The organism is Streptomyces sp. NPDC007164 (assembly GCF_040634135.1).
In the GTDB taxonomy this organism is placed as follows: Bacteria; Actinomycetota; Actinomycetes; order Streptomycetales; family Streptomycetaceae; genus Streptomyces; species Streptomyces sanglieri.
On sequence record NZ_JBEYFB010000022.1, the window covers coordinates 76,585 to 102,508 of the forward strand.

At 72.1% G+C, this 25,924-nt stretch carries 20 protein-coding genes and 1 riboswitch; of the genes, 13 read left to right on the top strand and 7 right to left on the bottom strand.

Annotated features, from left to right (window positions below; translation table 11 throughout):
* Positions 1–15: 15 nt before the first annotated feature.
* The gene (locus tag ABZ622_RS25300; RefSeq protein WP_360546795.1) at positions 16–1,335 is read right to left on the bottom strand and encodes a citrate synthase; all 1,320 of its coding nucleotides are present in this window, start codon (positions 1,333–1,335) and stop codon (positions 16–18) included.
* A gap of 109 nt (positions 1,336–1,444) precedes the next feature.
* Here ABZ622_RS25300 and ABZ622_RS25305 point away from each other — a divergent pair, with 109 nt between their 5' ends.
* Positions 1,445–2,599, top strand: a complete 1,155-nt coding sequence (locus tag ABZ622_RS25305; RefSeq protein ID WP_360546797.1) for a citrate synthase/methylcitrate synthase — start codon at positions 1,445–1,447, stop codon at positions 2,597–2,599.
* Between the two features lie 21 nt (positions 2,600–2,620).
* Entirely contained in the window at positions 2,621–3,736 is a 1,116-nt protein-coding gene (locus ABZ622_RS25310) for a GTP-binding protein (RefSeq protein WP_360546799.1), read from the top strand.
* A gap of 33 nt (positions 3,737–3,769) precedes the next feature.
* On the opposite strand, the gene ABZ622_RS25315 is transcribed toward ABZ622_RS25310, so the two are convergent.
* Positions 3,770–6,220 carry a DNA topoisomerase IV subunit A gene (locus ABZ622_RS25315; protein ID WP_360546801.1) on the bottom strand — a complete coding sequence of 817 codons (2,451 nt, stop codon included), beginning with the start codon at positions 6,218–6,220 and terminating at the stop codon, positions 3,770–3,772.
* Positions 6,221–6,490: 270 nt separating this feature from the next.
* Between ABZ622_RS25315 and ABZ622_RS25320 the strand changes: the two genes are divergently transcribed.
* The 4 genes from ABZ622_RS25320 to ABZ622_RS25335 all read left to right on the top strand — a co-directional run bounded on the left by ABZ622_RS25320 (position 6,491) and on the right by ABZ622_RS25335 (position 11,429).
* Positions 6,491–7,864, top strand: a complete 1,374-nt coding sequence (locus ABZ622_RS25320; protein WP_360546803.1) for a pitrilysin family protein — start codon at positions 6,491–6,493, stop codon at positions 7,862–7,864.
* A gap of 26 nt (positions 7,865–7,890) precedes the next feature.
* Complete coding sequence (locus tag ABZ622_RS25325; protein ID WP_360546805.1) at positions 7,891–9,273, top strand: pitrilysin family protein; 1,383 nt, start codon at positions 7,891–7,893, stop codon at positions 9,271–9,273.
* 238 nt (positions 9,274–9,511) lie between these two features.
* A riboswitch (cyclic di-AMP (ydaO/yuaA leader) is annotated at positions 9,512–9,678 on the top strand.
* Positions 9,679–9,691: 13 nt separating this feature from the next.
* A complete protein-coding gene (locus tag ABZ622_RS25330; RefSeq protein ID WP_360546807.1) occupies positions 9,692–10,507 on the top strand; it encodes a M23 family metallopeptidase in 816 nt (271 codons plus the stop codon).
* Positions 10,508–10,733: 226 nt separating this feature from the next.
* Positions 10,734–11,429, top strand: coding sequence for a GntR family transcriptional regulator (locus ABZ622_RS25335; RefSeq protein WP_360546809.1), 696 nt, complete (start codon positions 10,734–10,736; stop codon positions 11,427–11,429).
* A gap of 221 nt (positions 11,430–11,650) precedes the next feature.
* On the opposite strand, the gene ABZ622_RS25340 is transcribed toward ABZ622_RS25335, so the two are convergent.
* Complete coding sequence (locus ABZ622_RS25340) at positions 11,651–11,932, bottom strand: HPr family phosphocarrier protein (protein ID WP_360546811.1); 282 nt, start codon at positions 11,930–11,932, stop codon at positions 11,651–11,653.
* Between the two features lie 173 nt (positions 11,933–12,105).
* Here ABZ622_RS25340 and ABZ622_RS25345 point away from each other — a divergent pair, with 173 nt between their 5' ends.
* The 5 genes from ABZ622_RS25345 (at position 12,106) to ABZ622_RS25365 (ending at position 18,621) form a co-directional block, all read left to right on the top strand.
* Positions 12,106–15,033 carry a GNAT family N-acetyltransferase gene (locus ABZ622_RS25345; RefSeq protein ID WP_360546813.1) on the top strand — a complete coding sequence of 976 codons (2,928 nt, stop codon included), beginning with the start codon at positions 12,106–12,108 and terminating at the stop codon, positions 15,031–15,033.
* 96 nt (positions 15,034–15,129) lie between these two features.
* Complete coding sequence (locus ABZ622_RS25350; RefSeq protein WP_093539487.1) at positions 15,130–15,726, top strand: DUF5998 family protein; 597 nt, start codon at positions 15,130–15,132, stop codon at positions 15,724–15,726.
* Entirely contained in the window at positions 15,726–16,913 is a 1,188-nt protein-coding gene (locus tag ABZ622_RS25355; RefSeq protein ID WP_360546815.1) for a nucleotide pyrophosphatase/phosphodiesterase family protein, read from the top strand. The genes ABZ622_RS25350 and ABZ622_RS25355 overlap by 1 nt, the downstream gene beginning before the upstream one ends.
* 63 nt (positions 16,914–16,976) lie before the next feature.
* Positions 16,977–17,627 (top strand): thymidine kinase, encoded by a 651-nt coding sequence (locus tag ABZ622_RS25360; RefSeq protein ID WP_124720986.1) that lies wholly within the window; start codon positions 16,977–16,979, stop codon positions 17,625–17,627.
* Positions 17,628–17,748: 121 nt separating this feature from the next.
* Entirely contained in the window at positions 17,749–18,621 is an 873-nt protein-coding gene (locus ABZ622_RS25365) for a PaaX family transcriptional regulator C-terminal domain-containing protein (protein ID WP_360546817.1), read from the top strand.
* Positions 18,622–18,640: 19 nt separating this feature from the next.
* Here ABZ622_RS25365 and ABZ622_RS25370 read toward each other — a convergent pair whose 3' ends face one another.
* Entirely contained in the window at positions 18,641–19,417 is a 777-nt protein-coding gene (locus ABZ622_RS25370; protein WP_360546819.1) for a VOC family protein, read from the bottom strand.
* 233 nt (positions 19,418–19,650) lie between these two features.
* Between ABZ622_RS25370 and ABZ622_RS25375 the strand changes: the two genes are divergently transcribed.
* A complete protein-coding gene (locus ABZ622_RS25375; RefSeq protein WP_360546821.1) occupies positions 19,651–20,478 on the top strand; it encodes a sulfurtransferase in 828 nt (275 codons plus the stop codon).
* A 124-nt stretch (positions 20,479–20,602) separates the two neighbouring features.
* On the opposite strand, the gene sepH is transcribed toward ABZ622_RS25375, so the two are convergent.
* Positions 20,603–21,670, bottom strand: coding sequence for a septation protein SepH (sepH, locus tag ABZ622_RS25380; RefSeq protein WP_360546823.1), 1,068 nt, complete (start codon positions 21,668–21,670; stop codon positions 20,603–20,605).
* Positions 21,671–22,167: 497 nt separating this feature from the next.
* Between sepH and ABZ622_RS25385 the strand changes: the two genes are divergently transcribed.
* Positions 22,168–23,223, top strand: coding sequence for a hypothetical protein (locus tag ABZ622_RS25385; RefSeq protein WP_360546825.1), 1,056 nt, complete (start codon positions 22,168–22,170; stop codon positions 23,221–23,223).
* Between the two features lie 21 nt (positions 23,224–23,244).
* Here ABZ622_RS25385 and ABZ622_RS25390 read toward each other — a convergent pair whose 3' ends face one another.
* Together ABZ622_RS25390 and ABZ622_RS25395 are read right to left on the bottom strand one after the other, a co-directional pair.
* On the bottom strand, positions 23,245–24,567 hold the full coding sequence (locus ABZ622_RS25390; protein WP_360546827.1) for a D-arabinono-1,4-lactone oxidase: 1,323 nt from the start codon (positions 24,565–24,567) through the stop codon (positions 23,245–23,247).
* Positions 24,524–25,771, bottom strand: a complete 1,248-nt coding sequence (locus tag ABZ622_RS25395; RefSeq protein WP_360546829.1) for an MFS transporter — start codon at positions 25,769–25,771, stop codon at positions 24,524–24,526. The genes ABZ622_RS25390 and ABZ622_RS25395 overlap by 44 nt, the downstream gene beginning before the upstream one ends.
* Positions 25,772–25,924 lie beyond the last annotated feature (153 nt).

Consider the following 25,924-nt stretch of genomic DNA (forward strand, 5'->3'; position numbering starts at 1 on the left):
TGCCCTGCGGACCGTCTATCGCGGCGGTTCGCCCGTGGCGGCGGGCAGCGGCTGCGGTGGCCGGGGCCCGGCGTACTGCCCTCTGGGGCGCATCCGCAGGGGCCGTTCGCTGTACTCCTCCAGGGCATGGGCGATCCAGCCGGCCGTGCGGGACACCGCGAACACCGTCTCACCGGCCTCCGCGGACATGCCGCAGGAGACCGAGAGCACGGCGAGCGCCAGGTCGACATTGGCGTGCAGGGGAGTGTGCCGGGCCGTCGTGGTGACCACGTCGCGTGCCGCGGCGAGCGCCGCTGCCGCCTGCGGCACCTGTGCGAGCAGGGCGAACAGCGCCCGCGCCCGCGGGTCCTCGGCGGTGTAGAGCCGGTGGCCGAGTCCGGGCACCCTGCGTCCGGTACGCAGATGGTCCGCGACCACCGGTACCGCGCTGCCCCGCTCCAGGACCTCGGTCAGCATCCGGTGCGCCAGCCCGCTCGCCGCCCCGTGCAGCTGGCCCTCCAGGACTCCGAGGCCCGCGGAGACCACCGCGTACGGATGGGCGCGGGCGGACGCGGCGACCCTGGCGGCCAGTGTCGAAGCCGCGAGGTCGTGGTCGATCAGCAGGGCGAGAGCGGTGTCCAGCGCGGCGATCGACGGTTCGTCGGCCGGTCGGGGGGTGAGTTTCGGCCACAGCTGCCGGGCCAGCCCGGCATCGCTCGCCTCCGCCCGTACCTCGGCTCTCCCAGCCGCCGACGATGCGTCCACGGCCGGGGGGAGCGCGCCGACCAGGGTCGGGACGAGGCTCCGCGCGGCGGCGAGCACCGCCTCGTGCGAGAGGTCGAACCGGAGCGGATCGGCGGTCGACGAGGCGACCACCGCCACCCGCAACCGGTCCGTCGAGCCGCTGTGCACGGGCAGCGCGCCGACTGCCCGGCGCGCCGCGGCCAGCGTCTCGTCCGGTGCCGTGAAGCGGACGCCGGGCCGCAGCTCACCGGTCCAGAGCCACTCGGCGACCTCCTCGTAGGCGTACCGCCGGGCCAGCTCGACCGCGTCGACCCCGCGGAAGTAGTAGGCGTCGTCCTCGATCAGCGTGATGCCGGTACGGAAGGCCAGGTCACCGACAGCGGCGGGGGAGGGGGTCCTGCGGCCCGTGCGGCGGGCCAGCGCATCGACCTCGGCGGCGTCGAACGTGCTGCCGCGGCCGCCCGGGGCGCGGCTGCTGCTCAGCTGGCCCCGGCTGACGTACGCGTACACCGTCTCGGGCTTCACGCCGAGGCGTTCGGCCGTCTCCCGGGTGCTGAGCCGACGCGGAGCCGTCGCCCCCGGGTCGTCGCCGGGCTCTGCTTGATCCTTCATATCGCAACCGTATCCATATTGATTCAATCAACATTGACAGGATTATAGTCAAGCATGGAAGGTCTGGATCAATATCAATGAATCCACCGGAACACTCACGGAGGAAGAGATGCCGACCACGACCGGCGGAACCCCGCTCGACGTACCCCGAGGTCTCGCGGGTGTCGTCGTCACCGACACGGCCCTCGGCGACGTCCGGGGACGCGAGGGTTTCTACCACTACCGGCAGTACTCGGCGATCGAACTGGCCCGGACCCGCAGCTTCGAGGACGTCTGGTACCTGATGTCCGAGGGCACGCTGCCCGACGCCGCGGCCCGCACCGAATTCGCCGCCCGCACCGCCGCGCTGCGGCCGCTGCCCGCCGAGGTCCGCGACGCCCTGCCCGCCATCGCACGCGCCGGCTCGGGACCCCTGGCCGGTCTGCGCACCGCCCTCTCGCTCCTCGGCGCCTCGACCGGCTTCCGGCCGGTGTACGACATCGACGCCGACGACCGCCGCGCCGACGCGCTGGCCGCCTGCGCCGCCGTCCCCACCGTGCTCACCGCCCTGCACCGCCTCGGCCGGGGCCTCGAACCGGTCGAGCCGCGCGACGACCTGCCCCACGCCGCCAACTACCTCTACATGCTCACCGGCTCCGTACCGGACGCCGCCCGTGCCAGGGCCGTGGAGCAGTACCTGATCTCCACCGTCGACCACGGCTTCAACGCCTCGACGTTCACCGCCCGCGTCGTCGCCTCCACCGGCGCCGACGTGGCGGCCTGCCTGGTGGCGGCCGTCGGCGCGCTCTCCGGGCCGCTGCACGGCGGGGCCCCCAGCCGGGCGCTCGACACCCTGGACGCCATCGGTACCCCCGACCGCATCGACGGCTGGATCCGTGAACGGGTGCTCGCGGGCGAGCGGATCATGGGCTTCGGACACCCCGTCTACCGCACCGAGGACCCCCGCTCACGAATGCTGCGGGGCATCGCCCAGAGCTTCGGCGGCCCGCTCGTCGACTTCGCCGTCGAGGTCGAGCGCCAGGTCGAGGCGATACTCGCCGAGCTCAAGCCGGGCCGGGAGCTGCACACCAACGTGGAGTTCTACGCCGGAGTCGTCATGGAACTGTGCGGGCTGCCGCGCGAGATGTTCACGCCGACGTTCTGCGCGGCGCGGGCGGTCGGCTGGAGCGCCAATATCCTGGAGCAGGCGGAGGACTCGAAGATCATCCGCCCGGCGGCCCGCTACGTCGGTACGCCCCCGCCCCAGCCGGTCCCCATGCCCTGAGGACCCCGAGAGAGGTCTCCGTTGAACGCGTCGTCCCCGCCCCGCAAGCAGCAGATCCCGGTCATCGTCCTCGCGGGGTTCCTGGGGTCGGGCAAGACGACGCTGCTCAACCACCTCCTGCGCAACCGCGCGGGAAACCGGATCGGCGTGATCGTCAACGACTTCGGCGCCATCGAGATCGACGCCATGACGGTCTCCGGACAGGCCGGCTCCACGGTCTCGCTGGGCAACGGCTGCCTGTGCTGCGCGGTCGACGCGAGCGAACTCGACACCTTCCTGGAGACGCTGACCGGGCCCGCCGCCCGTCTCGACGTGATCGTGATCGAGGCCAGCGGACTGGCCGAGCCGCAGGAACTCGTACGCATGATCCTCGCCAGCGGGAATCCGCACATCGTGTACGGGGGACTGGTCGAGGTCGTCGACGCCGCCGAGTTCGACGCCACCCGGGACCGCCATCCCGAGATCGACCGCCATCTCACCGTCGCCGACCTCGTCGTCCTGAACAAGACCGACCGGGTCGCGAGCGAGGAACAGACCCGCATCCAGGACGTCATCGCCGCGACAGGCGCTCCCGGCCGCCCCGGGGCGGCCGTCATCCGCGCCACGTACGGACGCGTCGACCCGGAGCTGCTCTTCGACCCGGCACTGCGGCCGGACGGCGAGGAGAAGGTCCGTCAGCTCACCTTCGAGGATCTGCTCCGGGCTCAGAGCGAGGAGGAGGCGGGTGAGGGCGGGCACGCGCACCACCTGCACGCCGCTTACGACAGCGTTTCCTTCACCGCGGACGTGCCCATGAACCCCCGCCGGCTGATGGAGTTCCTCGACTCCCGGCCGCAGGGCCTCTACCGGATCAAGGGGTTCGTCGACTTCGGCGTGGGCGACCGGGCCAACAAGTACGCCCTGCACGCGGTCGGCAGGTTCCTGCGGTTCGACCCGCAGCCCTGGGGGCGCGACGAACCACGCCGGACCCAGCTGGTGCTGATCGGCTCGGGCATCGCCCCCGACTCGCTGCACAAGGAGCTGGCCGACTGCCGCGAGAACGCCGCGCCGGCCCCGGACGCGACGCAGGACGCCGCACACGAACGAAGCATGTGGGGCGTCCTGCGGTACGTACAACGGCCCGACGACGACGCGTAGCACTCCGCCACGCGTCGCCCGGCCGACGACCGGCTACACCGGTCCCGCGATCACCGCGACCGGCTTGATCAGCGGCGTTCCCGAACCGTCGCGCCGCGGGTCCGGCTCCGGCAGCTCGCTCGGCGTGCCGTTCTCCTGAGTGGCGCGGGCGGGCGTCTCACCCGCCCAGCCGAACACCAGCAGGTCCTCGCCCTTGAGGAACCGCTGGCAGCGCACCCCACCGGTGGCCCGGCCCTTGCGCGGGTACTGGTCGAACGGGGTGAGCTTGCACGTCAGCACCGAGTCGTCCAGCGTGCCGTGCGAGCCCGCGACGGTGAACACCACCGCGTCCGCGGCCGGATCCACCGCCGTGAACGAGATCACCTCGGCGTCCGCCGTGAGCTTGACCCCCGCCATGCCACCGGCGGGACGGCCCTGCGGCCGCACCTGTGCCGCCGGATAGCGCAGCAGCTGCGCGTCGGACGTGATGAAGACCAGATCCTCCTCGCCGGTCCGCAGCTCGGCGGCGCCGACGATCCGGTCACCGTCCTTGAGGGTGATGACCTCCAACTCGTCCTTGTTGGCCGGGTAGTCCGGCACCACCCGCTTCACGACGCCCTGGAGGGTGCCGATCGCCAGGCCGGGGGAGGCCTCGTCGAGCGTGGTGAGACAGACGACGGACTCGTCGCTCTCCAGCGTGAGGAACTCCGCGACCATCGCCCCGCCCGACAGACTGGGCGCCGCATGGGTGTTCGGCAGCTGGGGCAGATCGATCACCGCGAGCCGCAGCAGCCGGCCCGTCGACGTCACCACGCCGACATCGCCGCGGGCCGTCGCCGGCACCGCCGAAACGATCACGTCGTGCTTGGCACGCTTGGTGTCCTCGGCGAGCACGATCGGCTCGTCATTGGCGGTACGGGCCAGCAGGCCGGTCGACGACAGCAGCACCCGGCACGGGTCGTCGGCGACCTCCAGCGGCACCGAGGAGACCTGCGAACCGGCCGACTCCAGCAGCACCGTGCGCCGGTCGGTGCCGAACTTCTTGGCGACCGCGGCCAGTTCCGAAGAGACCAGCTTGCGCAGCTCGGTGTCCGATTCGAGGATGGCGGTCAGCTCCTCGATCTCGCTGTTGAGCCGGTCCCGCTCGCTCTCCAGCTCGATCCGGTCGAACCGGGTCAGCCGGCGCAGCGGGGTGTCCAGGATGTACTGCGTCTGGATCTCGCTCAGCGAGAAGCGCTCGATGAGCCGCTCCTTCGCCTGCGCCGAATTGTCACTGGACCGGATGATCCGGATGACCTCGTCGATGTCGATCAGCGCGACGAGCAGGCCCTCGACCAGGTGCAGCCGGTCGCGGCGCTTGCCCCGGCGGAACTCGCTGCGCCGGCGGACCACGTCGAAGCGGTGGTCGAGATAGACCTCCAGCAGCTCCTTGAGCCCCAGGGTGAGCGGCTGACCGTCGACCAGCGCCACGTTGTTGATGCCGAAGGACTCCTCCATCGGCGTCAGCTTGTAGAGCTGCTCCAGAACGGCTTCCGGCACGAAGCCGTTCTTCACCTCGATGACCAGGCGCAGGCCGTGCTCGCGGTCGGTCAGGTCCTTCACGTCCGCGATGCCCTGGAGCTTCTTGGCCGAGACCAGGTCCTTGATCTTGGCGATCACCTTCTCCGGGCCGACGGCGAAGGGCAGTTCGGTGACGACCAGGCCCTTGCGGCGGGCCGTCACGTTCTCCACCGAGACGGTCGCGCGGATCTTGAACGTGCCGCGGCCGCGGGCGTACGCGTCCTTGATGCCGCCCAGGCCCACGATCCGGCCGCCGGTGGGCAGATCGGGACCGGGCACGAACCGCATCAGGGTCTCCAGGTCCGCGCCCGGATGCTTGATCAGGTGCCGGGCGGCGGCGATGACCTCGCCCAGATTGTGCGGCGGCATGTTGGTCGCCATGCCGACCGCGATCCCGGACGAGCCGTTGACCAGGAGGTTCGGGTACGCGGCGGGGAGAACGGTCGGTTCCGTCTCCTGGCCGTCGTAATTCGACTGGAAAGCGACGGTGTCCTCGTCGATCGACTCCGTCATCAGTGACGTCGCGTCGGCCATCCGGCACTCGGTGTACCGCATGGCGGCCGGCGGGTCGTCGTTTCCGAGCGAGCCGAAGTTGCCGTGGCCGTCGACCAGGGGGAGCCGCATGGAGAACGGCTGCGCCAGACGGACCAGCGCGTCGTAGATCGACGCGTCGCCGTGCGGGTGCAACTTACCCATGACCTCGCCCACGACGCGGGCGCACTTCACGAAGCCGCGGTCGGGGCGCAGGCCCATCTCGTTCATCTGGTACACGATGCGGCGGTGCACCGGCTTCATGCCGTCGCGGGCGTCGGGCAGGGCCCGTGAGTAGATCACCGAGTACGCGTACTCGAGGAAGGAGCCCTGCATTTCGTCGACGACGTCGATGTCGAGGATCTTCTCCTCGAAGTCGTCCGGCGGCGGGGTCTTCGTGCTGCGGCGGGCCATCGCTGCTGCGACTCCTTCACGGATTCTGTTCGGGCAACCTCAGGTTCTGTCGCGGACCATTGTGGACCGCCGCACTGACATCGCCGACCTCGACCCGTCCCAAGAGGCGTTCCGGGCCCCGGTCGAGGCGCTTTCGCGCCCCGCCGCGCGGGGGATGCGCCCCCCTTTCACGCGAACTTCCGGGTTACGGGAACTTCGCCAGGTGCCCGTGCGCTTGCCTAAGGTGGCAGGTCTCGCAGGAAATCCAGTATCGCGATCGAAGGGACGTACATGCCCATGGGTCACACGGCCACCGCTCAGGCCGGCTCCGGCGGCTTGACAGCGACCGAGCACCGCCTGGCCAACGGCCTGCGCGTGGTGCTCTCAGAGGACCATCTGACCCCGGTCGCCGCGGTCTGCCTCTGGTACGACGTCGGCTCGCGCCACGAGGTCAAGGGACGCACCGGGCTGGCTCACCTCTTCGAGCACCTGATGTTCCAGGGCTCCGGCCAGGTCAAGGGGAACGGCCACTTCGAGCTGGTGCAGGGGGCCGGCGGCTCGCTCAACGGGACCACCAGCTTCGAGCGCACCAATTATTTCGAGACCATGCCCACGCACCAGCTGGAGCTGGCCCTGTGGCTGGAGGCCGACCGGATGGGCTCGCTGCTCGCCGCGCTCGACGAGGAGTCCATGGAGAACCAGCGCGACGTCGTCAAGAACGAACGCCGCCAGCGCTACGACAACGTCCCGTACGGCACGGCGTTCGAGAAGCTGACGGCACTGGCCTACCCCGAGGGCCACCCGTACCACCACACCCCGATCGGCTCGATGGCCGACCTGGACGCCGCGACCCTGGAGGACGCGCGCACCTTCTTCCGTACGTACTACGCGCCCAACAACGCGGTGCTCTCGGTGGTCGGCGACATCGACCCCGAGCAGACCCTCGCCTGGGTCGAGAAGTACTTCGGCTCCATCCCGTCCCACGACGGCAAGCAGCCGCCGCGCGACGGCACGCTCCCGGAGGTCATCGGCGAGCAGCTGCGCGAGGAGGTGCGCGAGGAGGTCCCGGCGCGGGCGCTGATGGCCGCCTACCGGCTGCCGCACGACGGCACCCGCGAGTGCGACGCGGCGGACCTCGCGCTGACCGTGCTCGGCGGCGGCGAGTCGTCGCGGCTGCACAACCGCCTGGTCCGCCGTGACCGTACGGCCGTGGCGGCCGGGTTCGGGCTGCTGCGGCTGGCCGGCGCGCCCTCGCTGGGCTGGCTGGACGTCAAGATGTCCGGCGGCGTCGAGGTGCCGCAGGTCGAGGCCGCGGTCGACGAGGAGCTCGCCCGGTTCGCCGCCGACGGCCCCACGCCCGAGGAAATGGAGCGCGCGCAGGCCCAGTTGGAGCGCGAGTGGCTGGACCGTCTCGGTACGGTCGCCGGCCGCGCCGACGAACTGTGCCGGTTCGCCGTGCTGTTCGGTGACCCGCAGCTCGCCCTGACCGCCGTTCAGCGGGTGCTCGACGTCACGGCGGAGGAGGTGCAGGCGGCTGCCAAGGCCCAGCTGCGCCCCGACAACCGCGCGGTGCTGGTCTACGAGCCGGTCGAACCGGCCGAGCCCGCGGACGCGGCGGACACCGACGAGACCGACACCGACGCGCACGAAGGGGCGGACCAGTGACCGACGCTGCCGCGACTGGAGTTTCGATGCAGTACCACCCGCAGCCGGCCCCGGGCACCGCCCGCCCCTGGGCCTTCCCCGCGCCCGAGCGCGGCGCCCTGCCCAACGGCCTCACGGTGCTGCGCTGCCACCGCCCCGGCCAGCAGGTCGTGGCGGTCGAGATCTTCCTCGACGCCCCGCTGGACGCCGAGCCCGAGGGCCTCGACGGCGTGGCCACGATCATGTCGCGCGCGCTGAACGAGGGCACCGACAAGCACACGGCGGAGGAGTTCGCCGCCGAGCTGGAGCGCTGCGGCGCCACCCTCGACGCGCACGCCGACCACCCGGGTGTCCGGGTCTCCCTGGAGGTCCCCGCCTCCCGGCTGGCCAAGGCCCTCGCGCTGGTCGCCGAGGCGCTGCGGGCGCCCGCCTTCGCCGAGAGCGAGATCGAGCGGCTGGTACGCAACCGGCTCGACGAGATCCCGCACGAGCAGGCCAACCCGGCCCGGCGTGCCGCCAAGCAGCTCTCCAAGGAGCTGTTCCCGGCCACGGCGCGGATGTCGCGCCCGCGCCAGGGCACCGAGGAGACGGTGGAGCGGATCGACGCGGCGGCCGTGCGCGCCTTCTTCGACGCCCACATCAGGCCGTCCGCGGGGACCGCCGTGGTCGTCGGGGACCTCACCGGCATCGACCTGGACGCCCTGCTCGCCGACACCCTCGGCGACTGGTCCGGAGACACCGCCGCGCCGCGCCCCGCCCCGCCGATCACCGCCGACGACACCGGCCGGGTGGTCATCGTCGACCGTCCGGGCGCGGTGCAGACCCAGCTGCTCATCGGCCGGATCGGCGCCGACCGGCACGACAGCGTGTGGCCGGCCCAGGTGCTCGGCACGTACTGCCTGGGCGGCACCCTCACCTCCCGGCTCGACCGGGTGCTGCGCGAGGAGAAGGGCTACACGTACGGCGTGCGGGCCTTCGCCCAGGTGCTGCGGTCCTCGGCCCCGGACTCCGCCTCGGGGGCGACCGGCGCCGCGATGCTCGCCATCAGCGGCTCGGTGGACACCGAGTCCACCGAGCCGGCGCTCAAGGACCTGTGGACCGTCCTGCGGACCCTGGCGGCCGAGGGCCTGACCGACGAGGAGCGCGAGACGGCCGTGCAGAACCTCGTGGGTGTGGCACCCCTGAAGTTCGAGACGGCGGCCTCCGTCGCGGGCACCCTCGCCGACCAGGTCGAGCAGCACCTGCCGGACGACTACCAGGCGCAGCTGTACGCCAGGCTCGCGGAGACCGGCACGGTCGAGGCGACCGCGGCGGTCGTCAACGCCTTCCCGGGTGACCGGCTGGTCACGATCCTCGTCGGCGACGCGGCCCGGATCGAGGAGCCCGTCCGGGCCCTGGGCATCGGAAAGGTGTCGGTGGTCACCGGCTGACGACCGGCCCGCCACGGCACGTCCCACCTCAGTATTTCACCGCATATCGGGACATAGAGGAGGCCCCTGCGAGCGCGATCTCGCCGGGGCCCTCCTTTTTGTCCGTTCTGAGGGGGAGGTTGCCTGTCTGCCCTGTGGGATGCGCTACAAAACGGCCTGTCCGTTTGGTGAATGAAAGTGACCCCGCTTAGCGTCGGCTCGACTGCCCGCCACTCGTATGCCGCATCCGCGACGTACCGGACAGTCATCGCCGAGTCCCCGTCAGGCGCGAGCCTGGGGAGCCGGGGACCCACGCAGTCCCTGGGGTGAATCGGATGCCTGAGCCCGGATGGGGCCGGGGCGTCCGTAGGAGACCTTCCTGCTCCGAACCCGTCAGCTAACCCGGTAGGCGAGAAGGAAGGAAAGGACCAGCCACTCCATGGCGTTCACCCGTGCCACCGGGAAGCACCGTGCCCCGAGCCGACTGACGCGCGGCAGCGCGAAGGCCGTCGGCGTCGCGGCTCTGGCCACCACCGGCGTCATCGGCGGCCTGGCCGCTCCCGCCTTCGCCGCGGACTCCGACGCACCCTCCGTGAGCGACACCGGCCTCAACCAGGTCATCGCCATCGACAAGACCCTCGCCGAGCGGATCGACGCCCAGGCCGACGCCCAGCAGCACCAGGCCGACGTCGCGGCGAAGGCGAAGGCCGAGGCCGAGGCCCACCGCAAGGCCGAGGCCAAGAAGAAGGCCGAGGCGAAGGCCAGGGCCAAGGCCGAGGCGAAGCGTGCCGCCGAGGCCCGCGCCGAGAAGGCCCGCGCCGCCCGGTCCGCCGAGCGCACCCGCCTGGGCTCCTTCCGGCTCCCGGTCGCCGGCTCGTACGTGAGCACCGGCTACAAGTCCAGCGGCTCGCTCTGGTCCTCCGGCAGCCACTCCGGCATCGACTTCCACGCCGCCTCCGGCAGCTCCGTCGTCGCCGTCGGCGCCGGCACGGTCGTCGAGGCCGGCTGGGGCGGCGCGTACGGCAACAACATCGTGCTCCGGATGACGGACGGCACGTACACGCAGTACGGCCACCTCTCCTCGATCGGCGTCTCCGTCGGCCAGAGCGTCGGCGCGGGCCAGCAGATCGGCCTCTCCGGCTCGACCGGCAACTCCACCGGACCGCACCTCCACTTCGAGGCCCGTACGACCCCGTCGTACGGCTCCGACATGGACCCGGTCGCGTACCTGCGCGCCCACGGCGTCCGCGTCTGACCGACGCTCCACCGCACCACTTCGTCGAAGGCCCCGGCAGCGCGCCGGGGCCTTCGACGTGCCCGCCGCCCCGGCCGCTGGGGGCGACCGCCCGGCGAACCGTTCCGCGGCCAGAAGATATTCATGAATTCCCGCCCGGCATCGGAAATTCGGCCGCATTGCAATAGAGTCGCGGAACAGGCGTAGGCCGGCCGCGATTCGCGGGGATTGAGGCGGAGGTTCGGACATGCGCATTCCGGCGCATTCGGTATGCACGGCAATCCGCGACGACATCGTCTCCGGTGTCTTCGAACGCGGCAGCCGACTCACGGAGGAACTGCTGGCCCGCCGTTACGGGGTCTCCCGCGTCCCGGTGCGCGAGGCGCTGCGCACCCTGGAGTCCGAGGGCTTCGTGGTCACCCGGCGGCACGCGGGCGCCTGCGTCGCCGAACCCACCGAGCTGGAGGCGGCCGACCTCCTGGAGGTCCGCACACTGCTGGAGCCACTGGGCGCCGCCCGCGCCGCGCAACGCCGCACCGAGGCACACCTCAAGGTGCTCCGCGGCCTCGTGCGGCTCGGTCAGGACCGGGCCCGGCGCGGCGAGGGCGACGATCTGCGCTCGCTGGGCGGCTGGTTCCACGAGACGCTGGCGCAGGCCTCCGGCAGCCCCGGCCTGATCGCGCTGCTGACCCAGCTGCGGCACAAGATCGACTGGATGTACGCGGTCGAGCAGCTCGCCCGGCCGGTGGATGCCTGGGCCGAGCACGGGGCGATCGTGGACGCGGTGGCGCGCGGCGACGCGGAACGGGCCAGGGCGCTGGCCGCCCATCACGCGGAACGGGCCGCGGCCGCGCACCGGCTGCGCCGACGGCCCGGCGCGCCCGGGGCCGAGCGGGTGAGGACCTCGCAACATTCCGTAAACAGCGCGGGTGTCCGGCATTAACAATCGCGCCGTATACAAGCCGTATACAGAGAGAAGCCATTGCGCGGGCGCGTTCCGGACGGTCCAAATGTGCCCGGTCTGAATTCAGTCCTGCCCGAATTCAGTACTGCCCGGATTTCGTTCCACCTGTATTCCGCGTGCCTGATTTTTCCGGCGGCACCGGAAGACAAAAGAGCCGCGGCCCCGGTTCAGGGTGCCACGGCTCTCTCGCGGAAAATGTTTCAGACGGTCTCCGGGAGCTCCTCAAGACCCTCGGCGACCAGCTTCGCCAGACGGTCCAGGGCGGCTTCGGAGTCGTCGGCCTCGGACGCGAGCACGATCTCCTCGCCACCCTGCGCGCCGAGGCCGAGAACCGCGAGCATGGAAGCGGCGTTCACCGGGTTGCCTTCGGCCTTGGCGATCGTCACGGGGACGCCGGAAGCCGTGGCGGCACGGACGAAGATGGAAGCGGGGCGGGCGTGCAGGCCCTCGGCCCAACCGACGTTGACGCGGCGCTCAGCCATGGTTCTGCCCTTCACGAATCAACAGTTGTCTAGACCAGTCTCTCACGCGGTGCGCAGTGCTCCGGCCGACCCCGGGAGCAGCCCGTAACGCCTGAGGACCCGCCGATCGGCCCTCTCAGACTGCCCCGGCCCCGGGACCTACGCGACCGCTGACGGAGCCGTACTCTTTGCCCATGCAGCCCGCGCCGGAGCAGAGTCCGCATCACGCTTATCCCGACCACTGGGAAGCGGACGTGGTGCTCCGCGACGGAGGCACCGCGCGCATCAGGCCCATCACCACGGACGATGCCGAACGGCTGGTCAGCTTCTACGAGCAGGTCTCCGACGAGTCGAAGTACTACCGGTTCTTCGCCCCGTACCCACGGCTGTCCGACCGGGACGTGCACCGCTTCACCCATCACGACTACGTCGACCGGGTGGGGCTCGCCGTCACGGTCGGCGGCGAGTTCATCGCGACCGTCCGCTACGACCGGATCGACGAGCGGGGCAGGCCCGCCTCCGCCCCCGCCGACCAGGCCGAGGTCGCCTTCCTCGTCCAGGACGCGCACCAGGGCCGGGGCGTGGCCTCGGCGCTCCTCGAACACATCGCAGCCGTCGCCCGTGAGCGCGGCATCCGCCGCTTCGCCGCCGAGGTGCTGCCCGCCAACAACAAGATGATCAAGGTGTTCCGGGACGCCGGGTACACCCAGCAGCGCAGTTTCGAGGACGGCTCGGTCCACCTCACTCTGGACCTCGAACCGACCGCCGAGTCCCTCGCCGTCCAGCGCGGCCGCGAACAGCGGGCGGAGGCGCGGTCCGTGCAGCGCCTGCTGGCCCCCGGCTCCGTCGCCGTCATCGGCGTCGGCCGGACCCCCGGTGGCGTCGGCCGCACGGTCCTGCGCAACCTCCTCGGAGCCGGCTTCACCGGCCGCACGTACGCCGTGAACCGCTCCTTCCCCGCCGACCGGGCCACCGTGGACGGCGTCCCCGCCCACCGCTCGATCGGCGAGATCGAGGAGCCGGTCGACCTCGCGGTCGTCGCCGTTCCCGCCGACCGGGTCCCGGAGGCCGTCGCGGACTGCGGCGAGCACGGCGTCCAGGGCCTGGTCGTGCTCTCCGCGGGATACGCCGAATGGGGCGCCGAGGGCCGGGAACGGCAGCGCGAACTGGTCCGGCAGGCCCGTTCGTACGGGATGCGGATCATCGGCCCGAACGCCTTCGGCGTGATCAATAATGCCGAAACGGTCCGGCTGAACGCCTCGCTCGCCCCCGAGCCGCCCGCCCCCGGACGCATCGGCCTGTTCACCCAGTCCGGAGCGATCGGCATCGCGCTGCTCTCCGGGCTCTACCGGCGCGGCGCGGGCCTGTCCACCTTCATCTCCGCGGGCAACCGTGCCGACATCTCGGGCAACGACTTCCTCCAGTACTGGTACGAGGACCCCGACACCGACGTCGCCCTGCTGTACCTCGAATCGCTCGGCAACCCCCGCAAGTTCACCCGCCTCGCCCGGCGCACCGCGGCGGTGAAGCCGGTGGTCGTGGTGAAGGGCGCCCGGCACAGCGGTTCCACCCCGCCCGGCCACGCGGTGCCGGTCAGCCGCATCCCGGACGCGACGGTCTCCGCGCTGATGCGGCAGGCGGGCGTGATCCGGGTCGACACGGTGACCGAGATGGTCGACGCGGGGCTCCTCCTCGCCGACCAGCCGCTCCCGGCCGGCCCCCGGGTCGCGATCCTCGGCAACTCCGAATCGCTCGGCCTCCTCACGTACGACGCCTGCCTCGCCGAGGGGCTGCGCCCGCGCCCGCCCCTCGACCTCACCACCGCCGCCACCCCGCAGGACTTCAGGAACGCCCTGGCCGAGGCCCTCGCCGACGACGGCTGCGACTCGGTGGTCGTGACGGCGATCCCTTGGGTCGGCGAGGACGGAGAGGCGGAATCGGGCGACGGAGAGGTGCTCGCGGCCGCCCTGCACACGGCCGCCGCCGCGGGCCCGGCCAAGCCGGTGGCCGTCGTGCACGTCGAGATCGGCGGGCTGGCCGAGGCCCTCGCCGCGGCCACCAGCACGGTCGCCCAGCCGCGCCCCCCGGCACAGCCCGCCCCGGCCGCGAGCCCCACCCGCACCGGAGCCACCACCCCGCCCGGCTCCGGCCCGGCACCCACGACAGCTGTCGCCGGAGACACCACCCCGCCCGGCTCCGGCCAGGCGCCCACGACCGCCGTCGCCGGCGCCCCCGGCGCCCGCAACGGCCGGATCCCCGCCTACCCCGCCGCCGAACGGGCGGTGCGCGCCCTGGCCGAGGCGGTGCGGTACGCACAGTGGCGACGGCAGGCCGCCGTGCCCGGCAAGGTGCCCGAGTTCCTCGACGACACCATCGACGAGCCCGGCACCGCCGGACTCATCGACTCCCTCCTCGGCCCCGACCCCGACCCGAGGGGCCTCCAGCTCGCACCCGACCAGGCCCGCGAGCTCCTCGGCCGCTACGGCATCACCGTGCGGCCGACGCTCCCTGCACCCGACCCGGACGCGGCCGTCGCGGCGGCGGCCCGGCTCGGCTACCCCGTGGCGCTCAAGACCACCGCGCCGCACCTGCGCCACCGCGCCGACCTCGGCGGTGTCCGGCTCGACCTCGCCAATGAGACCGCGCTGCGCCGGGCGTACGGCGAACTGACCGACCTGCTCGGCAAGCCCGCCGAACTCCAGCCGGTGGTCCAGGCCATGGCGCCGCGCGGCGTCGACACCGTCGTACGGGCCACGATCGACCCGGCGGCCGGTGCCGTGCTCTCCTTCGGGCTCGCCGGCGCGCCCTCCGAACTCCTCGGTGACACCGCCCACCGCCTCGTCCCGGCCACCGACCGCGACGCCGCCGAGCTGATCCGGTCCATCCGGGCGGCCCCGGTGCTGTTCGGCTGGCGCGGTGCCGCGCCGGTGGACACCGCATCCCTCGAAGAGCTGCTGCTGCGGGTCTCCCGGCTCGTCGACGACCACCCCGAGGTGGTCTCCATCGCCCTGGAACCCGTGGTGGTCGCCACTCAGGGGCTGACCGTCCTCGGCGCGGCCGTCCGGCTCTCGCCGCCCCCGGCCCGCACCGACCTCGGCCCCCGCCGCCTCCCCAACTACTGACGCCGGCCGGGGCGGGCGCCGTCCCGCCCACCGCTCCCGGTCCGCCCTGCCGCGCAACGTCCCCGGCAGTCATCCGCCCCCCGTAGGATGGTCCTCATGGCTAAGACCGGTACGACGACCCAGGGGCTGCGCGCGGCGATCGAGCGCAGCGGCTACTACCCGGCCCTCGTGGCCGAGGCGGTGGAGGCCGCCGTGGGCGGTGAGCCGGTCGCTTCGTACCTGGTGCACCAGGAGACCACCTTCGACTCCAACGAGGTGCGCCGTCACGTCACGGTCCTGGTCCTGACGGACAACCGTTTCATCGTCAGTCACACCGACGAGCAGAACGCCGACACCAGCTCCCCGACCCCGTACGCCACCACCTCCACGGAGTCGGTCAAGCTCGACCGGATCTCGTCGGTCGTGGTCAGCCGGGTCGTCGCCAACCCCGAGAAGTACGTACCGGGCACGCTGCCCCGCGAGGTCGTCCTCACCATCGGCTGGGGCGCGGTCTCCCGGATCGACCTGGAGCCGGCCGCCTGCGGCGACCCCAACTGCGAGGCCGACCACGGCTACACCGGCAACTCCACCGCCGACGACCTGAGCCTGCGGGTCAGCGAGGCCGGTGATGGCCCGGACACCGTGCGCCAGACCCTCGCCTTCGCCCAGTCGCTCTCCGAGGCCACGGCCGCGACCGCGGCGACCGGCCGCTGATGGCTCAGCCGGCCTGGCAGGACCCCGTTCCGCTCTCCGTCGACAGCGCCCCGGTGCCGGAGTACGGCAGCGGATCGCTCGCCGATCTGCTGCCCACGCTCGCCGCCGGACAGGGCGTCGCCGGCTTCACCGCGGCGATCCCCGAACTCACCCCCGCCGACCGGAACTGCGTGTTCCTGATCGACGGCCTCGGCTGGGAACAGATCAGGGCCCACCCCGACGAGGCACCGTTTCTGCACTCCCTGCTCCCCACCTCGCGCGGCGGCACCGGCCGCCCGATAACGGCGGGCTTCCCGGCCACCACGGCGACCTCGCTCGCCTCGGTGGGCACCGGGCTGCCGCCCGGGGAGCACGGCCTGCCCGGCTACAGCGCACGCAATCCGGAGACCGGCGAGCTGATGAATCAGCTCCGCTGGAAGCCCTGGACCTCCCCGAAGGTCTGGCAGCCGTACCCCACCGTCTTCCAGCTCGCCGACGCCGCGGGCGTGCGCACCGCCCAGGTCTCCGCCCCCGCCTTCGAGCAGACCCCGCTCACCAAGGTCGCGCTCAGCGGCGGCTCGTTCCTGGGCCGGCTCACCGGCGAGGAGCGGATGGACATCGCCGCCGAACGGCTCGCTGCGGGCGACCGGTCGCTCGTCTACACGTACTACAGCGAGGTCGACGGCAAGGGCCACCGCTTCGGTGTCGACTCCGACGCCTGGCGCGGACAGCTGATGTATGTCGACGGGCTGGCGCGGCGCCTGGCCGAACAGCTCCCGCCCCGCTCGGCGCTCTACATCACCGCCGACCACGGCATGATCGACATCCCGTTCGACGAGCAGTCCCGGATCGACTTCGACGAGGACTGGGAGCTGCGCGCGGGCGTCGCCCTGCTCGGCGGCGAGGGCCGGGCCCGTCATGTGTACGCCGTTCCGGGCGCCGAGAACGATGTGCTGACCGTCTGGCAGGAAGTGCTCGGCGAGCAGTTCTGGGTGGCGAGCCGGGACGAGGCGATCGCGGCCGGCTGGTTCGGCCCGAAGGTCGACGAACGGGTCCGTGGCAGGATCGGCGACGTCGTCGCGGCGGCCCACGACGACGTGGTGATCACCGCCTCCGTCAACGAGCCGCACGAGTCCGCGATGGTGGGCATGCACGGCTCGATGACCCCCGTCGAGCAGCTCGTCCCGCTCCTCGAAGTACGCTCGTAACCGCTTTTCTCCCCGCATCCCTTCCCCCACGTCTTCGCTTGCCCGAAAGGTGCTCGACCTCTCATGCCCGAGCTTGTGTTCTTCTCCGGAACGATGGACTGCGGAAAGAGCACGCTGGCGCTCCAGATCGGCCACAACCGTTCGGCACGCGGCTTGCAAGGCGTGATCTTCACCCGCGACGACCGGGCGGGGGAGGGCAAGCTCTCCTCACGCCTGGGACTGGTCACCGACGCCGTCGAGGCCGACGAGGGCATGGACCTGTACGCCCATCTCGTCGACCGGATAAGCCGGGGCGGCCGGGCGGACTACGTGATCGTGGACGAGGCGCAGTTCCTGGCCCCCGTCCAGATCGACCAGCTGGCGCGCATCGTCGACGACCTCGACCTGGACGTCTTCGCGTTCGGCATCACCACCGACTTCCGGACCAAGCTGTTCCCCGGCTCCCAGCGGCTGATCGAGCTGGCCGACCGGGTGGAGACCCTCCAGGTCGAAGCGCTCTGCTGGTGCGGCGCACGGGCCACGCACAATGCCCGGACGGTCGGCGGCGAGATGGTCGTCGAAGGCGCCCAGGTGGTCGTGGGCGACGTCAACCAACAGGCGGGCGAGGTCGGTTACGAGGTGCTGTGCCGGCGCCACCATCAGCGCAGGACCACCAGCGCCACCGCCCGCGCGGGCGCGCTGTCGCCGGACGTGCTGCCCGTCACCTCCGCCTGAACCGCCCGTCCGCCACCCGTGTCCCGCTGCTTGGACCGACCGGCAATTGGGGGGCGGCGTCGCGGGGCTGGGCACGCGCCTTCTTCCACCCCCAATTGCCGGTCGGTCTTAGGATGAGGCCGTGAACACGGTGAGCGCGGAAGAGGACGACTCCGGACCGGGCCCGCTGGGCAAGGTGCAGCCCAGACAGCTGATCGTGACCGTCTACGGGCTGTACGCGCGCGACACCGACGGCTGGATGTCGGTGGCCTCACTGATCCAGCTGCTCGCCGACCTCGGCGTCGAGGCACCGACCGTACGCTCCTGCGTCTCCCGGCTGAAACGGGCCGGACTGCTCGAAGCCCGGACGGTGTCCGGAGCGGCCGGCTACCGGATCTCGCCCGAGACCGAGCGCATGCTGCGCGACGGCGATCCGCGCATCTTCGCCGCCCGACGGGCCACCGTGGACGAGGGCTGGGTACTGGTCGTCTTCTCGGTGCCCGAGTCCGAACGCGCCAGGCGGCACACCCTGCGCACCCAGCTCACCCGGCTCGGCTTCGGCTCGGTGTCCGCCGGCGTGTGGATCGCACCCGGGCATGTGCACGACGAGGCGGAGTCCATGCTGGCCAGACACGGCCTGCGCTCGTACGCCGACCTCTTCCGGGCCGACTACCTCTCGGCCGGCGAGGGCGACGGCGGCGAACTCGCCGCGAAGGTCCGCTCCTGGTGGGACACCGCCCGGCTGCAACGGCTGTACGTCGAATTCCTCGCCGCGCACCGCCCGGTGGCCGAGCGGATCGCGCAGCGGCCGGGGGTGACGGACGGGGAGGCGTTCACGACGTACATCAGGGTCCTCACCGACTGGCGCCGGCTGGTCTACCTCGATCCCGGTGTCGCGCGGGAACTGCTGCCCGCCGAATGGAGCGGAACCCACGCGTCCGAGCTCTTCGACGAGATGCACGCCCGGCTGGCCGGCCCCGCCCACCGGCACGTCGAACGGGTCCGGACCGGCTGAGATCCCGCCGCCGGGCGGCTCAGCCGACGGCCGACCGGACGATCGTGAAGGCCGCGCCCTCCGGGTCCGCCACGGTCGCCACCCGGCCGCCCGACCCCTCCCGGGGCGGCTGCAGGATGTACCCACCCAGCTCCACCACCCGCCGGGCGGCCTCGTCGGTGTCGGAGACCTCGAAGTGCGTCATCCAGTGCGGGCCCCGGTCGCGCGGCAGGGCATGGCCGACACCGTGCAGCGACGCCACCGGCCGGCCCTCCAGATGCAGGGTCTGGTAGTCGAAGTCGGCCGAGACGACCGCCTCCGCCTCGTAGCCGAAGACCATCTGGTAGAACTTGCAGACCGTCGCGGTCTCCCGGGTCACCAACTCGTTCCAGACCGGAGTGCCGGGGGCGCCGGCGAGCGCGGTGCCGACATGCGCGGCGGCCTGCCAGACCCCGAAGACCGCACCGCCGGGGTCGGAGGCGATGGCGAGCCGGCCCGCCTCGCCCGCGTCGAGCGGCCCCACGGCGACGGTGCCCCCGCAGGACCGGATGGCCTCCGCGGTGAGATCCGCGTCGTCGGTGGCCAGATAGGTCGTCCAGGCGACCGGCAGATGCCGGTCCGGCGGCAGCTGTCCGATGCCCGCCACCACTTTTCCGTCGATCAGCGCCCGGACGTACGGACCCAGCTGGTCCGGACCCGGCACGAATTCCCAGCCGAACAGATCGGCGTAGAAGGCCTGGGTCGTGCTCATGCTGTGCACGATCAGACTCACCCAGCAAGGTGTTCCGGGCGTACGCGGCGCGGCAGCCTCGGTCATCGTCACTCTCTCCTCGGACCATCGGGGTGGCCGTACGGGGGAAAACGGGGCCGGCTCGCCGTCGTGCGGTACGGGATGTGTACGCCCCGTGCAGATGTTGGCACCACCCGGCGCACGAAGTGCTCCGGCCGCGCCGCACTTTCCGGATCTCGACGGAGGGAGACCGGTTTGCAGCGGTGCGCCCGTTTCGAGGGTGTTACGGGTGGGGTGCCTCCTGCGCGAGGATGGCACCCATGAAGCCCATCATCACCGCATCGGAATACGCGAGCGAGTCGGCGGGGCCACGTCCGCCGGTGCTCCTGGACGTACGTTGGCAGCTGGGCGGCCCGAACGGGCGGCCCGAGTACGAGGCCGGGCACATTCCCGGTGCGGTCTTCGTCGACCTGGACGCGGAACTCGCCGGACCCGCGGGCCGCGGCGGCCGCCATCCACTGCCCGATCCGGACGAATTCGGGGCGGTGATGCGCAGGGCCGGTGTCTCCCGGGACACCCCGGTGGTCGTGTACGACGGCGGCCAGGGCTGGGCCGCGGCCCGCGCCTGGTGGCTGCTGCGCTGGACGGGACACCCGGACGTCAGGGTCCTGGACGGCGGTCTCGCCGTCTGGACGGGCGACCTCGACACCGGGATCCCGGCTCCGGCCGGGGGTGACTTCCGGCCCGTCCCCGGTGCGCTGCCGCTGCTGGACGCGGACGGAGCGGCGGAGCTGGCCCGCTCGGGGCTGCTGCTCGACGCACGGGCCGCCGAGCGCTACCGGGGCGACGTGGAGCCGATCGACCGGGTGGGCGGCCACATCCCGGGCGCGGTCTCGGCCCCGACCTCCGAGAACACGGGGGACGACGGGCGGTTCCTGGCCCCGGAGGCGCTGGCGGTCCGCTTCAAGGAACTCGGCGCCGGCCCGGCGGAGGAGATCGGCGTCTACTGCGGCTCCGGCGTCTCCGGCGCCCATGAGGTCTTGGCCCTGGCCGTCGCCGGGATCCCCGCGGCGCTGTACGCGGGCTCCTGGTCCGAGTGGTCCGGCGACGAGTCCCGCCCGGTGGCAACGGGGCCCGAGCCCCAGTAACGGAGGGCGCGCCGACCGGGACCGCCGCGCCCGGCCCCGTAAGCGCGAGGCGCGGCGGACGCAGACGGCACGAGGGCCCGTACGCAGTGGCGTACGGGCCCTCGTCATGCCGCGGTTCCCCCGCTCAGTCCTGCTTCTTGCGGCGGGTGCCGAAGACGATCTCGTCCCAGGTCGGTACGGCGGCCCGGCGGCCGGGCCGGACGCCGTCCGCCTCGGCCTGGCGGTCCGTCGTACCGGTCAGCCGGTCGCGGTGACCGGCCACCGCTCGTGGCATCAGCACATCGGCGTAGGCGGAACCGGCACCCGCGGAGGCCGCCGCGGCCGGCGGTTCACCGGCCCCCGGCTCCTGCGTGGCGGGCTCGATCGCGGGCGGCTCGGGCTGCGCCGGCCGTTCCGGCACCACCATGTCGCCGCGGAAGCTCGGCACCGCCTCCAGCAGGCTGGTCAGCGAATCGCGCTCACCGGCCGAGACCGACGCGATGTGCTCCTCCGGCTCGGGCGGGGGCGGCGGAGCCGTGGGCCGCTCCATCTGGCGGTCCAGGGCGCGGTCCAGCGGCCGGTCGCGCGGCAGCCGGGCGATCCGGGGCACGAACGGGAAGCTCGGCTCGGGGGCGGCGACGTCGTCGGTCTCGCCGATCAGCGAGCGCGCCTCGTCGTCCACCGCCTGGACCAGCCGACGCGGCGGGTCGTACGTCCAGCTCGCCGAGTGCGGCTCGCCCGCGACCCGGTAGACCAGGAGGACTTCCCAGGTGCCGTCATCGCGGCGCCAGGAATCCCACTGGACGGTCTCCTTGTCGGCGCCGCGCAGCAGCAGCCGCTCCTGCACCGCCTCGCCGAGCTGGGGGCCGGTGTTCTCGCCGGGACGGCGCACGGGAGTCTTCCGGGCCCGCTCGGCCATGAAGGCGCGCTCCGCGAGCACGGGGCCCTCGAAGCGGCGGACACGGTCGACGGGGATCCCGGCGAACTGGGCGACCTCCTCCGCGGAGGCACCGGCTCGTATCCGGGCCTGGATGTCGCGGGGGCGGAGGTGGCTCTCCACCTCGATCTCGATCTGGCCGAGTCGCGCGCGGTCGTTGCGCACGGCGGCGCGCAGCCGCTCGTCGATGGGAAGCGTGTACTCCGTGCTGTCCGCAGCCTTGAGCACCAGTCGTGTGCCGTCGTTGGAGACGGCCACGACACGCAGTTCGGGCATGGGGACCTCCCGGGTGGTGCCTGCCGACGTCACGTGCGTCGCTGCTTCCGCTAGTCGAGTGTGGCCTGCCCGGGTGCAGCCTGCCACAACATTGCCGTGTTGCCCGGCGTGTCGGGCGTGAGCCCTTGATCGCCGGTATGACACGGTGACCTATTCTGCAACAGAAAGTGACCTCTCGTCACCTCATGTAGCCAGTCTCCGTGCGATGCCGTGGCGCCGCCGGATCGAGTGCCTCCTTCGGCCCCCTCCCGAAGATCCCGGACACTCGTACGGGAGTCCGGCCCCAGGGCTCGCCACAGTACTCCATTCGGGCCATGAGGGTGGACCGCCGCGCCGTCGAAGTTCTCCTGAGGTGGGGGAGTCGGGTCACCGGGCCGGGGGTGGTGCGCCCCGCGCTCGTGTCCTGCTTCACAGAATCCCCGGAACCGGAACTATTCACTTCGCTCAAATGTCCCTTCCTGTTGCATGGTGGGAGAGATGTCAATCAAGGGCTGGAAATGGTGCGGAAGCCGGAAAGTGACACAGAACCCAAAGGAAGGCGTATAGATCTGAGCCTGCCGCAGGTCGCGGGCAGTGCCGTGGCAGCGGTCGCGGCGGCGGTGGCCGCCTCCCAGCTGGGTGTGTACGGAACGATCCTCGGCGCCGGAGTGATGAGCGTCGTCGCCACCTGCGGCGGTTCGGTCTTCCAGCACTTCTTCCGGCGCACGGGGGAGCAGATCCGCGAGGTCACGGTCCAGGTGAAGCACCCGGACCGTGAGGTGACGGTGCATACGCGGGAGACCAGCGGTGCGCGTGCGACGAAGGGGACGCGACGGCCGTCGGCCGGAACTCCCTCCGCAACCCCCTCCCGAGCTCCCGACGGAGCCATGGACGCCACCACGATGATGCCCGCCATGGACGCCACCACCGTGCTGCGCGGGGCGGACGTCACGGCCGCGCCGGGTGCCGCGGCAGACGACCAGGACCGTACGCGAATGCTGCGGACCCCCGACGCGACCCAGATGCTCTCCACGGGGCGCCCGGATCCGGACGAGGAGTTCTCCGAAGCCACCACACATGGCACCCGGGTCCGCGGCTGGAAGCGGCCGGCGCTCGGGGCGGCGGTGGTCTTCGTCCTCACGATGGCCGGAATCACCACGTACGAGCTGATCTCCGGCAACGACCTGAGTGGTGGCCAGGGCACAACCGTCGGCTCCGTCGTGCGTGGCGGGGAGCGGACTTCCGGGTCGGACGATCCGGCACCGTCGACGAGCACCGACCCGGGCCAGGGGCGGACACCCGACCGGGAGAGCGGCACGACGCCCGGTACGGACTCGCAGGGAGACCGGGGCCAGAACCCCGACTCCGGTCAGGGCGACGGCTCCTCGGCCGGTCCGACGCCGAGCCCCACGCCGTCCAGCGGCACCGGTGACCGTACGAGCCCGTCCCCGGCGGCCACTCCCTCCCCGGCGGCACCCAGCGACGGCGCCTCCGCCGGCACGGCCCCCGAGGGCGGCGGCGGGGCCCCGGCCCAGGGCGACGGTGCCGCCACCGGCACGGACACCGGACAGTGAGGCACGGCCCGGCGTCCGGGGCTACTCGCCCAGGACCCGGCGCAGGTAGTCGTTGCCGAAGAGCCGGTCCGGGTCGAGCCGGTCGCGTACGGCGGTGAACTCGCCGAACCGCGGGTACACCCCGGCGAGGTACTCCGCGTCACGGGTGTTGACCTTGCCCCAGTGCGGGCGGCCGCCATGGGCGGTCATGATCCGCTCGACCGCCGTGAAGTACGCCTGGTAGGGCGTGCCCTTGTAGAGGTGGACGGCGATGTACGCGCTCTCGCGGCCCGAGGCCGTGGAGAGCGCGATGTCGTCCGCCGGGGCGGTACGGACCTCCACCGGGAAGCTGATCCGCAGCGGCGAACGCTCGACCATCGCCTTCACCTCGCGCAGCGCCTCCACGGCGGCCTCGCGCGGCAGCGCGTACTCCATCTCCACGAAGCGGACCCGGCGCGGGCTGGTGAAGACCTTGTACGGGATGTCGGTGTACGTGCGGGCCGACAGGGCGCGGCTGGAGAGCTTGGCGATCGACGGAATGGCGGCGGGGACCGCCCGGCCGAGCGAACAGGCCACCTGGAAGATCCCGTTGGAGAGGAGCTCGTCCTCGACCCAGCCGCTGACCTTTCCGGGCGGGGCGGCGGGGCCCGCGCTGCGGTTGTTGCGCTTGGTGTTGCAGTTGCCGGTGTGCGGGAACCAGTAGAACTCGAAGTGCTCGTTCTCCGCGACCAGCGCGTCGAAGTCGCCCAGAACCCGGTCGAAGGTCATCGGCTCCTCACGGGCCGTCAGCAGGAAGACCGGCTCCACGGCGAAGGTGATCGCCGTAATGACACCCAGTGCGCCGAGCCCGATCCGGGCGACGGCGAAGATGTCGGCGTTCTCCTTCTCCGAACAGGTCAGCACCGTGCCGTCGGCGGTGACCAGTTCGAGGGCGCGGATCTGCGCGGATATGGACGCCGAGTCACGGCCGGTGCCGTGGGTGCCGGTCGAGGTGGCACCCGCGACCGTCTGCTCCATGATGTCGCCCATGTTGGTGAGCGAGAGGCCCTCGCGGGCCAGGGCGGTGTTCAGCCGCTTCAGCGGGGTGCCGGCCTCGACGGTCACCGTCATCGCCTCGCGGTCGATGTTCCGGATGCCGGTGAGCAGGTCCGGGCGGATCAGCACGCCGTCGGTGGCCGCCGTCGCGGTGAAGGAGTGCCCGGTGCCGACCGGCTTCACCCGCAGACCGTCCTCGGACGCCCGGCGCAGCACCTCGGCGAGCTCCGGCACGGAGGCCGGGGACACGGCCCGTACCGGACGGGCGCTGACATTGCCCGCCCAGTTACGCCACGCGTTCGTCGTCGTCCGTGCGTCGGTGTCGGTCATCTTCCGCGCGCCCTTCCATAGGAACCGGCCCGCTGAGCCGGCGATACCCCAGGAACGCCACCGCGGCCGCGAGCGCTCCCGCCGCGACGGGCACCGCGTACCCCGCCTCTGCTCCCGACGCGTCGACCACCCAGCCGGCGGCCGAGGAGCCGAGCGCCACTCCGACGGCGAGCCCGGTGCTGGTCCAGGTCATGCCTTCGGTCAGTTCGGTGCGCGGTACGTGCTGTTCGACGAGGGCCATGGTGGTGACCATCGTCGGTGCGATGGCGAGACCCGCGACAAAGAGCGCCACGGCCAGGAACGGCAGGTTCCCGGCCAGTTGGAGGGGGATCATACTCACGGCCATCGCGCACACGCCCACCAGCCACCTGGTGGACGCCTTCCCCTTCAGGTGGAGCAGGCCGAAGACCGCTCCGGCCAGGCAGGACCCCAGCGCGTACACGGCCAGTACGAGGCTCGCCGCGGCCTTGTGGCCCCGGTCCTCGGCGAAGGCCACCGTCACCACGTCGACCGACCCGAAGATCGCGCCGGTGGCCACGAACGTCACCACGAGCACCTGGAGTCCCCGGGAGCGCAGCGCGGAGCCGCCGGTGTGTTCCCGGCGCGGATGCGGAACGGGCTCGGTGGACCGCTGCGCGGTCAGCCAGACCACACCGACCAGCAGGAACCCGGCCGCCAGGAGCGGCCCGGCCTCCGGGAACCAGGCGGTGGACAGACCGATCGAGATGATCGGCCCGAAGATGAAGCACACCTCGTCGACGATCGACTCCCACGCGTACGCGGTGTGCAGCTGCCGCGGCGAACCGCGGTAGATCTCCGCCCAGCGGGCCCGGATCATCGAACCCACGCTGGGCACGCAGCCGGCGCCCGCCGCGAAGACGAAGAGCGTCCAGTCGGCCAGCCGCTGCTGCGCGCAGATCAGCAGCCCGGCCACCGCCGTCAGCGCGACCAGGGTGGCGGGCCGCAGGACCCGGCGCTGTCCGTGCCGGTCGACGAGCCGGGAGATCAGCGGCCCGATCACCGCCGCCGACATCGCCAGCATCGCGGAGAGCGCGCCGGCCAGCCCGTAACGGCCGGTGAGCTGGGAAATCATGGTCACCACGCCGATGCCCATCATGGACAGCGGCATCCGGCCGAGGAATCCGGCCGCCGAGAACCCCTTGGTGCCGGGGACGGCGAATATCGCGCGGTAGGGACTGGGCAAGGAGGGCTCCGGAACAGCGTGATCGCACACGCCTGTAATACATGAACGTAACCGATACAGCTTACGGCCTCACCCGCGATGGGCAGCGCGACGCCGCTGCCAACGGCGGGTGAGGTCATTGCGGTCGGGGCGATCGGCCCGACAGCGGGGTGG

Excerpts from the sequence above, each read along its gene's own strand:
- sepH (WP_360546823.1), bottom strand. The coding sequence starts at position 21,670 with ATGCCCGAACTGCGTGTCGTGGCCGTCTCCAACGACGGCACACGACTG.
- ABZ622_RS25340 (WP_360546811.1), bottom strand. The coding sequence starts at position 11,932 with ATGGCTGAGCGCCGCGTCAACGTCGGTTGGGCCGAGGGCCTGCACGCC.
- ABZ622_RS25350 (WP_093539487.1), top strand. The coding sequence starts at position 15,130 with ATGGCTAAGACCGGTACGACGACCCAGGGGCTGCGCGCGGCGATCGAG.
- ABZ622_RS25370 (WP_360546819.1), bottom strand. The coding sequence starts at position 19,417 with ATGACCGAGGCTGCCGCGCCGCGTACGCCCGGAACACCTTGCTGGGTG.
- ABZ622_RS25355 (WP_360546815.1), top strand. The coding sequence starts at position 15,726 with ATGGCTCAGCCGGCCTGGCAGGACCCCGTTCCGCTCTCCGTCGACAGC.
- ABZ622_RS25320 (WP_360546803.1), top strand. The coding sequence starts at position 6,491 with ATGCCCATGGGTCACACGGCCACCGCTCAGGCCGGCTCCGGCGGCTTG.
- ABZ622_RS25305 (WP_360546797.1), top strand. The coding sequence starts at position 1,445 with ATGCCGACCACGACCGGCGGAACCCCGCTCGACGTACCCCGAGGTCTC.
- ABZ622_RS25300 (WP_360546795.1), bottom strand. The coding sequence starts at position 1,335 with ATGAAGGATCAAGCAGAGCCCGGCGACGACCCGGGGGCGACGGCTCCG.
- ABZ622_RS25330 (WP_360546807.1), top strand. The coding sequence starts at position 9,692 with ATGGCGTTCACCCGTGCCACCGGGAAGCACCGTGCCCCGAGCCGACTG.
- ABZ622_RS25385 (WP_360546825.1), top strand. The coding sequence starts at position 22,168 with ATGGTGCGGAAGCCGGAAAGTGACACAGAACCCAAAGGAAGGCGTATA.
- ABZ622_RS25315 (WP_360546801.1), bottom strand. The coding sequence starts at position 6,220 with ATGGCCCGCCGCAGCACGAAGACCCCGCCGCCGGACGACTTCGAGGAG.
- ABZ622_RS25375 (WP_360546821.1), top strand. The coding sequence starts at position 19,651 with ATGAAGCCCATCATCACCGCATCGGAATACGCGAGCGAGTCGGCGGGG.
- ABZ622_RS25335 (WP_360546809.1), top strand. The coding sequence starts at position 10,734 with ATGCGCATTCCGGCGCATTCGGTATGCACGGCAATCCGCGACGACATC.
- ABZ622_RS25360 (WP_124720986.1), top strand. The coding sequence starts at position 16,977 with ATGCCCGAGCTTGTGTTCTTCTCCGGAACGATGGACTGCGGAAAGAGC.
- ABZ622_RS25325 (WP_360546805.1), top strand. The coding sequence starts at position 7,891 with ATGCAGTACCACCCGCAGCCGGCCCCGGGCACCGCCCGCCCCTGGGCC.
- ABZ622_RS25345 (WP_360546813.1), top strand. The coding sequence starts at position 12,106 with ATGCAGCCCGCGCCGGAGCAGAGTCCGCATCACGCTTATCCCGACCAC.
- ABZ622_RS25390 (WP_360546827.1), bottom strand. The coding sequence starts at position 24,567 with ATGACCGACACCGACGCACGGACGACGACGAACGCGTGGCGTAACTGG.